General features: G+C 67.3%; 16 protein-coding genes. 8 read left to right on the forward strand and 8 right to left on the reverse strand.

Translation table 11 applies throughout. From position 1 onward, the window contains the following. Window positions 1-45: 45 nt before the first annotated feature. Window positions 46-1035 carry a sigma-70 family RNA polymerase sigma factor gene (locus ABT313_RS00855; protein ID WP_350847227.1) on the forward strand — a complete coding sequence of 330 codons (990 nt, stop codon included), beginning with the start codon at window positions 46-48 and terminating at the stop codon, window positions 1033-1035. A gap of 62 nt (window positions 1036-1097) precedes the next feature. On the opposite strand, the gene ABT313_RS00860 is transcribed toward ABT313_RS00855, so the two are convergent. The 3 genes from ABT313_RS00860 to ABT313_RS00870 all read right to left on the reverse strand — a co-directional run bounded on the left by ABT313_RS00860 (window position 1098) and on the right by ABT313_RS00870 (window position 4394). Next, window positions 1098-1994: an alpha/beta hydrolase gene (locus tag ABT313_RS00860; RefSeq protein WP_350847229.1), complete on the reverse strand. Its 897-nt coding sequence runs from the start codon at window positions 1992-1994 to the stop codon at window positions 1098-1100. 120 nt (window positions 1995-2114) lie between these two features. Continuing rightward, window positions 2115-2828, reverse strand: coding sequence for a sigma factor-like helix-turn-helix DNA-binding protein (locus ABT313_RS00865; RefSeq protein WP_350847231.1), 714 nt, complete (start codon window positions 2826-2828; stop codon window positions 2115-2117). A 126-nt stretch (window positions 2829-2954) separates the two neighbouring features. Next, window positions 2955-4394 (reverse strand): DHA2 family efflux MFS transporter permease subunit, encoded by a 1440-nt coding sequence (locus ABT313_RS00870; protein ID WP_350847233.1) that lies wholly within the window; start codon window positions 4392-4394, stop codon window positions 2955-2957. 171 nt (window positions 4395-4565) lie between these two features. Between ABT313_RS00870 and ABT313_RS00875 the strand changes: the two genes are divergently transcribed. The 4 genes from ABT313_RS00875 (at window position 4566) to ABT313_RS00890 (ending at window position 8520) form a co-directional block, all read left to right on the forward strand. Next, window positions 4566-5801: a hypothetical protein gene (locus ABT313_RS00875; protein WP_350847235.1), complete on the forward strand. Its 1236-nt coding sequence runs from the start codon at window positions 4566-4568 to the stop codon at window positions 5799-5801. A 48-nt stretch (window positions 5802-5849) separates the two neighbouring features. Beyond that, window positions 5850-6782: a hypothetical protein gene (locus tag ABT313_RS00880; RefSeq protein ID WP_350847237.1), complete on the forward strand. Its 933-nt coding sequence runs from the start codon at window positions 5850-5852 to the stop codon at window positions 6780-6782. A 93-nt stretch (window positions 6783-6875) separates the two neighbouring features. Next, window positions 6876-7796 carry a hypothetical protein gene (locus ABT313_RS00885; protein WP_350847238.1) on the forward strand — a complete coding sequence of 307 codons (921 nt, stop codon included), beginning with the start codon at window positions 6876-6878 and terminating at the stop codon, window positions 7794-7796. 361 nt (window positions 7797-8157) lie between these two features. Then, window positions 8158-8520 carry a VOC family protein gene (locus tag ABT313_RS00890; RefSeq protein WP_350847240.1) on the forward strand — a complete coding sequence of 121 codons (363 nt, stop codon included), beginning with the start codon at window positions 8158-8160 and terminating at the stop codon, window positions 8518-8520. On the opposite strand, the gene ABT313_RS00895 is transcribed toward ABT313_RS00890, so the two are convergent. Continuing rightward, window positions 8487-9215 (reverse strand): endonuclease/exonuclease/phosphatase family protein, encoded by a 729-nt coding sequence (locus ABT313_RS00895; protein WP_350849822.1) that lies wholly within the window; start codon window positions 9213-9215, stop codon window positions 8487-8489. The genes ABT313_RS00890 and ABT313_RS00895 overlap by 34 nt on opposite strands. A gap of 239 nt (window positions 9216-9454) precedes the next feature. Beyond that, a complete protein-coding gene (locus ABT313_RS00900; RefSeq protein WP_502883925.1) occupies window positions 9455-10108 on the reverse strand; it encodes a GAF and ANTAR domain-containing protein in 654 nt (217 codons plus the stop codon). A 637-nt stretch (window positions 10109-10745) separates the two neighbouring features. Here ABT313_RS00900 and ABT313_RS00905 point away from each other — a divergent pair. After that, complete coding sequence (locus ABT313_RS00905) at window positions 10746-11303, forward strand: hemerythrin domain-containing protein (RefSeq protein ID WP_350847242.1); 558 nt, start codon at window positions 10746-10748, stop codon at window positions 11301-11303. 197 nt (window positions 11304-11500) lie between these two features. On the opposite strand, the gene ABT313_RS00910 is transcribed toward ABT313_RS00905, so the two are convergent. The 3 genes from ABT313_RS00910 to ABT313_RS00920 are packed head-to-tail and all read right to left on the reverse strand — an operon-like array spanning window position 11501 to window position 12200. Continuing rightward, window positions 11501-11689: a hypothetical protein gene (locus ABT313_RS00910; protein WP_350847244.1), complete on the reverse strand. Its 189-nt coding sequence runs from the start codon at window positions 11687-11689 to the stop codon at window positions 11501-11503. Next, window positions 11662-12003, reverse strand: coding sequence for a TraR/DksA family transcriptional regulator (locus ABT313_RS00915; RefSeq protein ID WP_350847246.1), 342 nt, complete (start codon window positions 12001-12003; stop codon window positions 11662-11664). Before ABT313_RS00915 ends, ABT313_RS00910 begins: the two co-directional genes overlap by 28 nt. Window positions 12004-12041: 38 nt before the next feature. Further along, window positions 12042-12200, reverse strand: a complete 159-nt coding sequence (locus ABT313_RS00920) for a hypothetical protein (protein WP_350847248.1) — start codon at window positions 12198-12200, stop codon at window positions 12042-12044. Window positions 12201-12320: 120 nt separating this feature from the next. On the opposite strand from ABT313_RS00920, the gene ABT313_RS00925 reads away from it, so the two are divergent. Together ABT313_RS00925 and ABT313_RS00930 are read left to right on the forward strand one after the other, a co-directional pair. Then, a complete protein-coding gene (locus tag ABT313_RS00925) occupies window positions 12321-12674 on the forward strand; it encodes a hypothetical protein (protein WP_350847250.1) in 354 nt (117 codons plus the stop codon). Between the two features lie 75 nt (window positions 12675-12749). Then, window positions 12750-14093 (forward strand): cytochrome P450, encoded by a 1344-nt coding sequence (locus tag ABT313_RS00930; protein WP_350847252.1) that lies wholly within the window; start codon window positions 12750-12752, stop codon window positions 14091-14093. The last annotated feature ends 164 nt before the right edge of the window (window positions 14094-14257 follow it).

Consider the following 14257-nt stretch of genomic DNA (forward strand, 5'->3'; position numbering starts at 1 on the left):
CCGTCATAGACGAGAGCGGGACGCACGCGCGCCACCCGCTCACACGTGGTCACACATTGTCACGCTCGAGCGGAGGAGACCGGGATGGATCTGGAAGAGGAGTTCGTCGAACACCGGGGACCGCTGATCATCTTCTGCTACCGGATGCTGGGATCTCTCCAGGACGCCGAAGACGCAGTCCAGGAGACATACATCCGCGCCTGGAGAGCAGCTGACAAGTTCGAGCACCGCTCGTCATTCAGGACCTGGCTCTACCGGATCGCCACCAGAGTTTGCCTGGACGCGCTCCAGCACAGCAGCAGACGATTCATACCCTCGGCTCTGGGATCTCCCGGTACAGACCTGGACAACCTGCTCGGCCCGACCACAGACATCAGCTGGCTCGAGCCGTTGCCAGACGCAATGATGACCTCCGACCCAGCAGCAGTGGTCGATCACCGCCAAAGTCTCAGGCTGGCCTTCATCGCAGCTCTTCAGCACCTGCCACCACGGCAGCGCGCTGTGCTCGTTCTTCGCGAGGCACTCGCCTGGCCGGCCGCCGACGTGGCCGCGCTGCTCGACACCACCCCCGCTGCAGTCAACAGCTCTCTACAGCGGGCACGCGCGACCCTGGCCGACCTCGCACCCAAGGAAGATCAGATCAGCGAGCCGGACGACCCCTCTCGGCGCTCACTCCTCGATCAATACGCCGCAGCCTTCGAAACAGCAGACCTCTCGAAGCTGGAAAGGCTCCTGACCGAAGACGTCCGATGGGAAATGCCTCCCATGCCGACCTGGTTCAGCGGGCGAAACGACGTACTCCAACTCCTCGCCACCAAACTCGTCGCGAAAGAAAACCTCCGCAGAATGGTCTCGACATCGGCGAACAGCCAGCCGGCATTCGCCATGTACCACCGCGGAGCGGACGGCCATTTCCACGCCCACAGCCTGCAGGTCCTGACCCTCAACAGCAGCCAGGTGTCAGCAATCCTCGCATTCCACCATCCAAACCTGTTTCCACACTTCGGCCTACCCACCAGCCAACCAGGCCGGTAGATCGCCGGCCTGGTTCGTTTGTGCGGGGATGCGCGGCACCATGTCTCACCGTCAGCCTCGATCTAGGCGGTGCGCTTCCCGAATCCACGCTGGGTCAGCCACTGGGCGGCCCGCGCCAGGGCGGTTTCGGCCTCGTCCATCAGGCCGAGCATGTACGGGTAGACGTGCGGTGCGCCCGCAACCACATCCAGGCTGACGTCGACCTCTTGCTCCGCGGCCCGAGCCGCGAGTTGCAGTGAATCGTCGAGCAGAACCTCCGCCGTGCCGACCTGGATCAGCAGCGGCGGCAGCCCCGTCAGGTCGGCGAGCAACGGGCTGGCCAGCTCGTCCTTCGGATCGTGACCGGCGAGATAGTGCTCGGCGTACGCCTCCATATGTGCACGGCTGAACAACGGGTCGAAGTCTCCGCGGGCGTCCATGCTGGCCCCGGACAACGTCAGGTCGACCCACGGCGAGAAAACGACAACCGCCGGCGGCAGCGGCAGATCCTCCCGGCGCGCGGCCAGGATCGTGGCGAGCGCCAGTCCCCCGCCGGCGGAGTCGCCCGCGATGAACACCTCACGACCAGAGTCCAGCAGTTCCTTGTACGCCGCCAACGCGTCGTCGACTGCCGCCGGGAAGGGTGCCTCGGGCGCCAGGCGGTAGTCCAGCGCCACGACACGCAGGCCGGTCTGCCGCGCCAGGGGCGCGGCGACGTTGGCGCCGCTCCGCGGCGTTCCGACCACATAGCCGCCGCCGTGCAGAAAAAGGATCACCCCGTCCCCATCGCCGTCCGCTCCGGAAACCTTGACATCCAGCGCGGGGACGCCGCCGATGACGATGGGCACGAGACCGATGTCGTTGCCCAGCGGGTGCCGTTCGAACACCGAGTTGAAGTCCGCTCGCTGCTTGGCCACCGTCCGGGACAAGTCACCCTTCTGGATCCTGCTGCGCGCCTGGGCGCGTTGTTCGCGACTCATGATTCGGCCTCCTGGTGATGGCTACCGCGGGATCTGGCCGGGGCAGCACATGGCGTTGAGCAATCACCCGTTAGACCGGCATCGAACGCCCAACTCATCGGTCGATGGCATCGGCGGACCTTAATCCATCGGAACGACGGCTGGCAGCTCGAAGGACGGATGGTGAGCTCCGCAGACGAAGCGTGTCACCACCGAAATCAGGCCCTCCCCTACGGTCAGGACGATCAAACTGTCCACCCGAGCGATCGGTCGCCAGGGATCGCGGACATAGCATCCGAAGGCCGGCTGACCATTTGCTTTCGTCGAGAGCAACCGCACTCCCCGCCCGGCCGAGTACGCAGCCAGGATCGCGGCCACCGGAACCGCTCCTCGGTATTCACGCAACTCGGTCGGCACCGACAACCGTGCGTCGGCACTCAGCAATGCGGCCAACCAACCGGCGTCCCCCCGTTCGAGCGCACAGGCGAATCGCTCCGCGAGCGCGCGACGGTCGTCGCCCGACCCATCAGCTTGGTGCTTGGGGGCTGCTTGACGAAGCAGACCAAGCATGGTTCGGGCCCGTTCCAAAGTGTCCCCGATCTCGCCCACGTCGGAGTCCAGCATCCCGGCCACCTCACTCGGCCGAAAGCCCAGAACGTCCCGCAGCACGAGCACCGCCCTGTCACGAGGATCCAGTTGCTGGAGAGCGACGATGAAGGCAAGCTCGACCGACTCCAGCAACGGGTACTTGACCTGAGACCCGGCTTGTTGGCCGCGAAGATCGTCGAGCAATCGATCGGGCAGCGGCTCGAGCCAGGCCGGAGCGACAACAGGGGGTCTTTCGTCCGCGGCCAAGGGTGCCTCCTGCACAGCATTCCGACGTACTCATCTCACAGAGCGGGCGACCCGGTGCTCACCGGCGTCCGGTCTGACGCTGGAACCTCCCGACGATCTGGAGGCGCACTGGTCGAACAGGCGGGCTCACTTCGTTGCTGCGCCGCTGCCTGTTTCCTGTGCGACAGGCCCGGCCTGCACCTGACCGCTGCGAGCCCGGCGAGGCAAGGGCAGTCCGGCGAGGAAGGCAGCCAGGGCGAGGGCCGCGGTCACTGCTATCGCCGGGCGGTACCCGTCGATGAAGTCGCTCGGGCCGGCGTACCCGCCGGTCGCGGCGAACACGGCCGCCGGAATCGCCACTCCGAAGGCGCCACCAAGCTGGCGCAGAGTGCTGAACGTCCCGGACGCGCGCCCCATGTCCTCCATCGCCACCGCACTCACGACCGCCTTGGTGACTGCGGGAATGGCCAGTGAGAATCCGACACCGGCGATCACCATCGGAATCACTGTCACGGCGTACGACCTGTGCAGGGTGGACACCACCGCCAGGAGCGCCGACCCGACAGTGAGCAGCGCCGCGCCGACCAGAATCAACGGACGTTCACCGATCCGCCCGGCCAGCGCGCCCGCACGCGGTGCGATCAGGAACGGCGCCACACCCCACGGAAGCAACTTCACGCCGGCCATCAGCGGACCGTCACCCGATGTCACCTGCGGCAGTTGGGCGGTGAAGAAGATCGCCCCCATCATCGCCGCGTTCACGCAGAAGATCACCGCGTTCCCGGCCGAGAACGCGCGCGACCTGAACAGCCGCAGCGGAAGCATCGGTGCCCGCGCCCGCAATGCCCAGCCGACGAACCCCGCCGTCGCGACAACGCCCACCACGAATGCGACCACGGTCTCGGCCGACATCCAACCGACAGAGTTCGCGCGGACCAACCCCCACGTCAGACCCAGCGCTCCGATGCCGGCCAGCACCATGCCGAGCAGGTCGAGCCGGCCACCCGGCCCCTTGCTCTCCGGGATCCGCGCAAGCACGAGCGGTACGGCGACCGCGGCGATGGGCACGTTGAGCCAGAAGATCCACGGCCAGCTCAACCCTTCGGTGACCAGTCCGCCGATCACCGGTCCCAGCATGGCAGCGAGGCCGGTCACACTGCCGTAGATCCCGGTCGCCCACCCCCGCCGGTGTGGCGGGAAGGCGCCGTTGAGCAGAGTCAGGGCCAGCGGCATGACGACTGCCGCGCCGGCACCCTGCACCGCCCGCGCCGCGATCAGAGTGACCACATCCGGAGCCAGCGCACACGCAGCCGACGCCAGCCCGAACAGGCCCAGCCCGACTGCGAACATCCTGCGCCGCCCGAACCTGTCACCCAGCACGGCCCCGGTCATCAGCAGAACGGCAAAACTGAGGGTGTAGGCGTTGACCGTCCACTCCAGCTCCGCCAAGGAGGCGCCAAGATCTTTGCGGATCGAGCTCAACGCGGTGGCCACCACCAGCGCATCGAGGATCACCATGAACGACGCCAGCCCACTGAGCGCCAGGACCCAGCGCTGCACGGGCGTCGTCCGGACTTCGTCCGTCATCATCTCTCCACTTCCGAATACGGTCTCTCCCTACAGACCGCCTCCGCCGCGCAAACTCATCGCCGTACAGCTCCTGCGGTCTGCAACGACCGCAACCGGCAGCGCCCCCGGCCGAGGGCGCCGTCCCAGACTTTGCGGGTGCTTTCAGAAGTGCAGTGATTTCATGGTGGTATGGAGCAGGATCGGGAAGAGCTTCTCGAGGTGGGGAGCGCTTCGAGACGTGGGCGCCGGATCGCCGGGTGGGGCCTGATCCTGCTGGCTGTGCTGACCCTGATCGTTCTTCGGGCCTCGACGGGTCCGGCGCATAAGCCGCCGACTACCACCCCGTCCGAGCTGAACAGCGTCATCCCCGACGGACGGGCGGCGAACCCCTGGCCGACAACTCCCGGCGCGTGTGGCGCAGACGTACCGCTGCCTATCGTGTCGAGTACGGCGTCCGCCGAGCGCACCGGAATCCAAGTGATGCTCGGCGGGGACCGCCTACGGCTGGTCGACTTCGACAGCGGCCGGACAACAACCTTGCCCGACCAAGCCGTCCGGCCGGGCGAGTACGCCGCTGTGCTGGCCGGCGATCCGATCACGGCGTACGCGACCACCGGCTCCTGCGACGAGGCGGCTCCGTACGCCATGCTGCGCGTCAGCGTCGATCACCACGTGAGTGTCATCCGGCCGCTCGGCCCTACCGAGTCTCCGCTGACCGATGGCAATCGCCTGTGGATCGCATCCTTTGCCAGCGACATCGACAACCCCTACGGAACGATCGCTCCGCTCGCCGGCGGGCAGCGGGTACGGCTGCCGCTCGGCTTCTACGCGTCCGCCATCGTGGGCGACACTGTCGTCGGTCTGATGCAGCCCGATCCCGGAATCTCACCGATGTGGCTCGCGCTCGTCGATGCACGCACCGGTCGGTTGCAGGCCAAGCTGGATCAACATGTGGCACCGCTCGCGACGGGTGCAGGCCAGGTCTTCTGGACCAGCGGCTGCCACGACGACCCGTCATCGTGCACGCTGCACCGGCGGATCGTCGCCGGCGGCAAGACCACCGCATTCCCGCTTCCACGCCCCGCCTGCTGCGGCGTCGTCAGCCCCGACGGCAAGACGCTCGCCTTCCTCCTCGACCACCCCACGCCCGACCCCGACATCGAAGGCAGCCCACTCTCGCCCCTCGACATCGCGACGCTGGATCTCGACACCGGCCACCTGGAGCTCGTCCCCGGCATCGAACTCCCCGCCAAATCCCAACCGGCGCTAGCCTTCACCAAAGAGGGCTGGCTGGTAATAGCCCTGGACGCAGGATCCCGCACCCGCCTCCTGGCCTGGCACCCAGGCCTACCCCAGGTCTACGAAACCGCAGCCCTCCAAGGCGTCGTCCATCCACCACCAACCCTCGTCATCACCAGCCATTGACGTAGTGACTTCGCCGACGGCGACCAAGCCCTCCGAGAGGACAACAGAATGCTCCGCAAGACGACCGCCGTGGCGGCCGGCCTGGCGCTGACCCTCGGGCCGGTACTCCAACCGGCCCAGGCCGCTCCGACCGTGAGAACCGCGGCCGCCGAGGTGACTGCGGCCTGCGCGCTCGTAGTCGGCTCGTTCAACCAGACCTGGGGCCAGAACCGCGAGGTCGTCACCGCGACCGCACCACCGACCGAAGGCGTGGTGCTCAGCACACCGAACATCTACCAGTCGCCCTTCGGTATCGGCAGCACGCCGACCACGTTCTCGGAGACTCCGATGACGGGCGGCCGGACGGCCCGGGTCGGGAAGCTGGTCATCGGCGGGTATCTGTACGACAGTTCGGCCATCGTCCGTTCCGACGGTTCGCTGGTGCGGGGATCGAACGTGCTGAAGAAGTACGGCGGTGGCTGGAGCGGGAAGCGTTTCCTCGTCCAGGCGCGTTACAAAGCCTCGGCCGCGAGCAAGCCGTCGCGTACGACGTTGTACGCGCAGGACACATCCGGCCGGTTCGGGCGCTGGACCGATCTCGGTTCGGGCTTCCGCAACACCGGGTACGTCGGCGGACTCAGCACGATGAAGGCATTCGCACTGATCGCCACGACGGCGACGTACGACCTGTTCCTGGTGAACAACCGGGCCGGCGGCCTGTACACGCTGAAGATCCCGACCACCAGCCCGCTCAGGCCGGTAGCGACGCCGGTCCGCACGACGAGCTGGCAAAGATTCGAGACGATGATCGCGGCCCCGTGCGGAACCGGCTCGATCGTCCTCGCCGAGGACCACGACAACGGCAGCTACTACGTGTACGCCGTCGGCCACGCGAACGGCACCAGCACCGCGATCAGGAACCTCGGCAAGGTCGCCCTCAACTGGGGCGACTTCGACCGCTTCCGCTTCGCCCCCGCCTACGACCCCCTCAACGGCGGCTGATTCCCGGGGCGGCCGGCGTTGCGCAACTCTCCCTCTGGTTCAAGGATCGATGTAGGAGGGAGATCGACGCCGGCCGACTGAGGGGAGCGGGAGATGTGGCGACAAGCAACGAGTGTGGGAGCTGGGGTCGTCCTGGCCCTGGCCGTGCTGACGCCGGCCGCAGAGGCGGTCCGCACGGACGCGGGAGCCGCGACAGCGGCGTGCAACATCCAACTGGGGTCGGTCACGGCGGCCGGCGGCCATACCCAGACCACCGTGGTGGCGACCACGCCGCCGGTCGTGCTGAAGACGCTCACGACGCCTGCGGTGTACGGCGCCGGAAAGGTGCGGCTGTCGGACAGCTTCGCCAATGAGCAGACCGTCAACGTCAACCGGCACCGCTACGGCCTCGTCGTGATCGACCAAGTGCTGTACAGCTCGTCGTACCACGTCAACGGTGCCGGCCAGATCGACACCACGAAGCCGCGGGACCTCGTCCGGATCGGATCCGGCTGGTCGCCGTACGGGACGTTGGAGACGGCGCCGTACGCCCGGCTCGGTAGTGGTGTGGTCGAGCGGACGACGCACTACGCGATGCGGACCGACGGGACGCTGTTCCGCTGGAACGCCCGCTGGCAGCTCAGCGGGACGTTCTTCGGGTTCGCGTCGGTCAAGGCGCTGGCGCTGATCAGCAAGACGGCGACCTACGACACCTTCCTCGCCACCACGCGGGGTGGTCGGCTCTACACGATCCGGATCCCGCTGACGGTCCCGGCCCGGCCGGTCGTCACCGTGGTGCGAACGGCCACCTGGCAGCGGTTCGACACGCTGGTCGCGAGCAGGTGCGGGCAGTACGGCACTCTGCTGCTGGCCATCGACCGCGACACGACATCGGCGTTCATGTACGCGGTCGGGCACACGAACGGTACGGCGACCGTGATCAAGGGGCTCGGTCAGGCACCGGCGAAGTTCGTCGACCCTATCTACTTCCGGTGGACACCCGGGCCGAGTTCCGATCAGCTGAACGGCGACTGAACCACGAGGTGGAGCGTGACCAGGGCCACGCCGACTTCGAGGCGTTTGGCCCCACGGTCAGGTTGGCGGACGCCATGCCGTCTCGCGGCAGCAGAACGGCCGCGTGGATGACTCGGCCGGCGGCACATACGAGAGGTGCGGGCCCCGGGCCCGCACCTCTCTGGCTCCGGCTGCAACCGGTCGGCCCCGGTGCTGCTCTTCTGAACACAGAGGCCGCCGCGCCGGGCGACTCGGGGGCATCAACCCGGCGCCATGCATTTCGGTACCCACCAAGAACAGACGCAACCAGGCAGATGCCCGGGTCTGCTGGCGATCGGCATATCGCGAGCATGTCATCGACGCTCGCCTCGATCAGACACTCATGCACGCTCCTGGCCCAACCGAGGGCACGCCCCCAGTTAGACCGGCAGGTCGCGGGGCACCGGAAACGTATGCCGACTACAACAGAACGACCCGAAGAGGTCGGGGATCTCCGACTCGCGACGGTCTGCGTGAATGCGACCGACATGGACCGCGCCCTGTACATCTCGATCTCTACACCTCCGACCGCGACGGCCACATCGAGCGGCTCCTGAAGCTCGGCGCCACCCGCCCCGACAACTGGCCGTATCCCGAGGAGCACAGCTTCGTCGTACTTCGCGACACCGAAGGCAACGAGTTCTGCGTCATCACGGCGCCTACCAGGCCTGCTCAGACGACAGGTACATCGACGACCACCGCGTAATGGTCAGAAGGCGGGCGGCCATGGTCCTCGTGAAAGCCCGCCAGCCGGGAGCCGGCTGGGACCAGATTGCCGTCGGCCATGATGTAGTCGATGCGCTCGTCCTCCAGCCACTCGCCGTTGCCCAGATAGGGGTTGCGTGAGCTGTACGTGGTGCCGTTTGACGTCCGTGGCTGCCAGCAGTCGTCGAGTACGGCGAGCAACGGCTCGAGCTCCGGGTGATCGGGCGGGGCATTGAGGTCGCCGGCAAGAACCACGGCGTCACCACCAGCTCGCAGCTCAGACACCAGCGCAGAGAGCGAACTTGCCTGATCCAGGCGCTCCTGCTGATGGTCCTGCTCCCAATCCAGACAGCTGGTGATGAAATGCAAGCTGCTCGTTCCGAGCCGGATCTCCGCGCGCAACGCGACAGTGCCGGTAGACAACTGGTGCTGCTCGACCTCACACAACGGAAACCGGCTGAGAATGCCGAGTCCGAGCTGTACGTCGGGGTCCGGGTCCTGCGGCATCCGCGACGGAGCGAACGCCGACTTCATGCCGAGCTCGAACCCGAGCAGACCGGTCTGCGCCTGGCCGTCGCGATGCCAGGTCTCCTGCAGGGCAACGAAATCCGGTCGTTGTCCCCGCACCGTATCGATGATCGCCCGCTGCCGCTGCATCCAGCGATCCCCGAACCGTCCCCAGACGTTCCACGTCATGAACCTCACTGGCACGTCACCTTCCTCGAGTCGCCCCACCCGGTACCCGCGACGACCCGGGGACACGCCGGTGATCGCTGGAGTTCGCGCAACGCCGGGAGCAGGTCTGTTCGCGCGAAACCAGCTCGGTCGGGGCCCACGACAGCGGCACGTCGGCGTACCGGCGACCATTCCCACCAGCCTCTCTCGGTCGGCGAGTACGCCTCAGCGATCAGCTTGAACCCGGGCACCGAGCGCGGCTACCGCGGCAGCCGACGAGTGTCGATCAACTGCTGGGCGACGTCGCGCAGCTTGGTGTTGGTGTCTTGGGAGTAGCGCTTCAAGATCGCGAACGCACGGTCGCCGTCGAGGTTGTAACGCTCCATCAGGATCCCCATCGCCTGCCCGACCAGCTTGCGGGCGTCGACCGCGCGGGCGAGCGTCTGCTCCTTGCGGGCGGTCGCCACCGCCACTGATGCGTGCCGCGCCAAGATGTGCGCCACGGCCTCGTCGTCGGCGTCGAACGCGTCGGGCGCCGAGCTGTAGAGCCCCAGAACGCCGACAGTGCCGCTCGCGGTGGTCAGAGGTACGTCGAGAACGCTGCGAACCCCCAACGACAATACCTTCGCTGCCCAGTCAGGCCACCGGTCGTCAGACTCGGTGTCGCGTACCAGGATCGTGGTGTGATCGCGCATGGATGCCGTCAGCGGTCCCGCTTGGTCGGCCATCTGCCACCGGTAGATCTCCTCCACGACGGGATCAGTCACCGCAGGAACGTCGGGCCCGGAGCGAGTCGCCAGCGCGACACCGGCGTACGAACAGCTCAGTGCCTGCAGCGCGAACTCGACCACGGCCTGGACCGTCTCCTCGACTCCGCCGGAGGCATGCAACTCGAGCGCGAGCCGGGCAAACACAGAGGCAGTATCCGGCGAGTCGACGGCCGCTTGAGGTACCACTGCCGGGTCACCGATTTCCACGGACGCCTCCGAAGATCCCCCCACAATCACCCGCCCCCTGTTGGACGGCAAGCAATTGGTGCCCAGATCGGCCGACCCGAAACGTTCGACCTCGGAGCGAGCAAAGGTTCTCCTGACCCCGTAGCACCTGGATTGAGATCGGCACCGCCGGGCACTCTGGACGTTGTTCACAGCGTTCGGAGACGAGGCGTGACGGGGTTCTTCGTCGAGATCAACGGCCATTGGGTGGCTGACGCACAGCGGGTGACGACCACAGGGCTCGTCCCCGCAGGGTGGATCTGCGTCCGATGCGGTGCCCATTTCACCGACCGGCATGAGCCCCACAAGACCCGATGCCCCGCCACCCGACAGCCGCACGGGCACGAACTGTTCACCGACCCTCGCGACGGACTGCTGTACTGCCGGCGGTGTCCCCTGACGGCCTACGATCTCGCCGACGTAGCCACCGAACCCCAATGCCCAATGCCGCTGCACTAGTTCAGCTGCAGGTGAGCTCGGGTACGACGGACTCCGGTGATCAGGATTGCGTCTGGGTACCTGCCGAGCACCCATCCGAACCTGAGGGGACAGCGAAATGCCAGGCGACGTAGTTGATCTGATCATGCAGGACCACCGCGAGGTGGAGCGGCTGTTCGACGAGCTCAAGCAGAATCCGGACAAGCGGCCGAACCTCTTGCCCGTACTGACCACCTTGCTGACCGCGCACAGCCGGGCCGAAGAAGCCGAGGTGTACCCGGTCGCGGCCGCGGAAGCCGGTGAGAAGGACGAGGTCTCGCACAGCCAGCAAGAACACATCGAGGCCGATCAGCTACTGGCCGAACTCGCGAACACCGATCCGGAGTCGACCCAGTTCGAGACCGTGCTGCAGAACCTGATCGACGCGGTGTCGCACCACGTCGAGGAAGAAGAGACCAAGGTCCTTCCCGGCATGCGCTCCAACCTGTCCGACGAACGCCGTATCGAACTCGGCCAAGCGTTCGCCGCGAGCCGCAAGCAGCACCTCGGCGAACAACCAGGCGAGATGACCCGCGACCAACTCGCGCAGCAAGCGCGCAACGCCGACATCACCGGCGCGTCCGGACTACCGAAGGACAAACTGCAGCAGAAAGTGCAGCGCGAAGCCGAGGAGTGAGGCAGAACTGAGGCTCGCCATACACCTTGACTCCCTCAGCGACGAACTCTGCCGCCGTCTCCCACGGCTACCGGGCGGTTCAGAGGCCTGTGCGATGGAGGTTGCTCATGACAACGTTACGTGCTGGCGAGTGGCCGGCCCTCGGCGTACGGGAAGGTGCCCTTGATCGGTGTCGTGGGCAACGAAGACGGTGCGCATCACGTCAGCGCCGAGGTCTTCCAGGCGCCGAACGACGTCGGCTTCACGATCCCGGCCGCGGGCGCCACTCGGCGAAGCGATGGGTTCGGTACGCCGGACCCGCAGGCCGACGGGTATGCCCCACGGGTGCCGCACCCGCTGTATCCATTGGGGATCACCATCAGCGGCCGAGCTGGGCGCGTTCGCATGGTAGGCACAGTCTGATGGTCGGGAGCGCTGCCAGGCGGTGGACCGGGATCGGGCGGCCGCAGCGCTCGCAGGTGCCGAACCTGCCTCGTGAGAGGCGGAAGAGCGCGGCGTCGATCTCTGCCACCGCACGCCTGGCTCCGGCCGTCAACGTGGCCCGGACTTCGTCGAGAGCCGCCGAACAAGGCGTGTCGGCCGCGTAGGACAGGCTGATCAGCTGCTCGAGCCTGAACTCCCGTTCCTGCTCCAGCTCGCGCTGGAACCAGGCCGTGTTCAGGGCGGGCCCGTCGGCAGGTGCCCGATCCGCAACGTCCATCGCCGCAGGTCTCCTCGTCCCCGGGTCCGTCCGTGGGATCACGGACGGTCAGGCCTCGGGAGTTGCTCGTCGGGATCTTCGTCCGGCTGCGGCTCGGGATCCGGGTACGGTGTGGTGTCCGGGTCGTCGCGGCCCGGACGGTCAGGGTCCGTCGGATCAGGCAGTGGCGGCACGGGCGGCACAGGCGTCGTACTCATCATGACCTCCACAAACTGTTGCTCTCCGCAAACAACTCGTCAGCTGGCCGATACCCAGGCACATTCGCCCCGGAGCCCGTCAGTCTGATTCAGGTGCGACCAGGCGGGAACCGGTCGGATATGACTGTGAAGCTGAACGACAAGGCGTTCGAGCACGCGAAGCACCTGGTCGGCAAGGGGCAGACGACCAAGGACGAGCGGGACGACTGGAGCGAGCACGCCCCGACCGCGGCTGAGCAGAATGCGTACCTGGACAAGCACGGCTGGAACGATTACAGCCTGTGGTTCCTCGGTGTCGACGACGAGATGGACGAGGAGACCAAGGGGCACTACGAGTTCCCGTACGGCGACTTCCGCCGCGTCCACCGTTGCGGCGTCATCAGCGCCGAGTCCCGGGCCGCGCAGTACAACCACACCGACATCCAGCAAGCCCTCGAGAAGATCCACGAACTCCTCGACGGTGACCACGCCTGAGGAACGACGCCCCAGTTCCCCCGCGCAGGTCGCTCGTCGCGTTTGGCCCGTTCGGCGCGCGGACACCTGGGAGGCATGCTGCCGATCGCCTCGCCACTCGACACCTCACGTGCCGTTCGGGACATCTTCCTGCCGCTGGTTGCGCAGGGAGCCATCCTCCGCCGGCCGCGGCTGGGCACGCTCGCGGAGAAGGTCCACGCCGACGACCGAGCGCTGCGGCTGGTGCGCAGGTTCCGCGAGAGGTACGGCGACGGGCCGCTGCTGTTCCGCATCGGCGGCCGGACGATCGGGCTCGTGCTCGCCGCGGCCGACGTACGCCGGGTGCTCGCCGAGACACCCGATCCGTTCAGCGCCGCGACCACCGAGAAGGCCGGCGCCCTACGCCACTTCCAGCCACACGCGGTCCTCGTCACCGATCCGCCTCTGCGGGCCGCCCGCCGCGAGCTGAACGAACAAGCCCTCGGCACCCATCAGCCGGTCCACGAGCACGGACACCGCATGCTCGAGGTCGTGCGGGAGGAGCTGGACACCCTGACCGGGACCCTCGGATGGGACCAGTTCCGGTCGATCTGGTCGCGCGTCGTACGGCGGATCGTCCTCGGCGACGCGGCCCGCGACGACACCGAGGTCACTGCGGACCTCGACCAGCTCCGCGCCGACGCCAACTGGGCAGAGTTCCGCCCGCGCCGCGGGGAGGTCCGGGAACGTTTCCTCGGCGTCCTGGCGGCGTACGTCGCCAAGTCGGAGCCCGGGTCGTTGGTCAGCCTGCTCGACACCGACGACAGCAGTCTCGATCCGGCCGGTCAGGTCCCGCACTGGTTGTTCGCGTTCGACGCCGCAGGCATCGCACTGTGGCGGCTGTTCGCCGTACTCGCCGCGCACCCGTCGACGCTCGACCCCATCATCACCGAGGCTCGACATCCGGACGCCTCACCGCTTCTCGCGCAAGCCGGCGCAGCTGTCCAGGAATCCCTCCGGCTGTGGCCGACCACTCTCGTCGTTCTGCGCGAGTCGACCAGGGACACCGGCTGGCGCGGCAAGACCGCTCCGACCGGAACCGAGTTCGCAATCATCAGCTCCGTCTTCCACCGCGACGACCGGGCCCTCGACTTCGCCAACCGCTTCGAACCGTCCATCTGGCTCGACGGCCGCGCCGACGGATCCTGGCCACTGATCCCGTTCAGCGCCGGTCCGGCGGAATGCCCTGGCCGCAACGTGGTCCTGCTGACCACCAGCACCGCGGTCAGCTACGTCGCCGACCGCTACCACCTCGACGTCGACCCGACCACCCGCGCCAAACTCGCGGGCCCGATGCCCGCCACCTTCAACCACGCCACCATCCGCCTCGGCTTCTGGCCCGTGCCCGACGAACCGCCCCCAGCAGCCGATGCAGCGGCAGCTTCATCACCCGTGCCTTGAGATCCCACAGTGCGCAGTCGACCGCCGACATCGCCATCCCGGCCCCCAGGTCCAGCCCGTCCCGGTGCGTCCGGCGGCAGAGATCTCGACCAGGGTCAGCGTCGTACTGTCGCACTCGAACGTTCCGTCCGCCTCGCGCGTGTCGGTCGGGACCGTGTACGCCG

The sequence above is a fragment of the Kribbella sp. NPDC000426 genome (assembly GCF_040300265.1).
In the GTDB taxonomy this organism is placed as follows: Bacteria; Actinomycetota; Actinomycetes; order Propionibacteriales; family Kribbellaceae; genus Kribbella.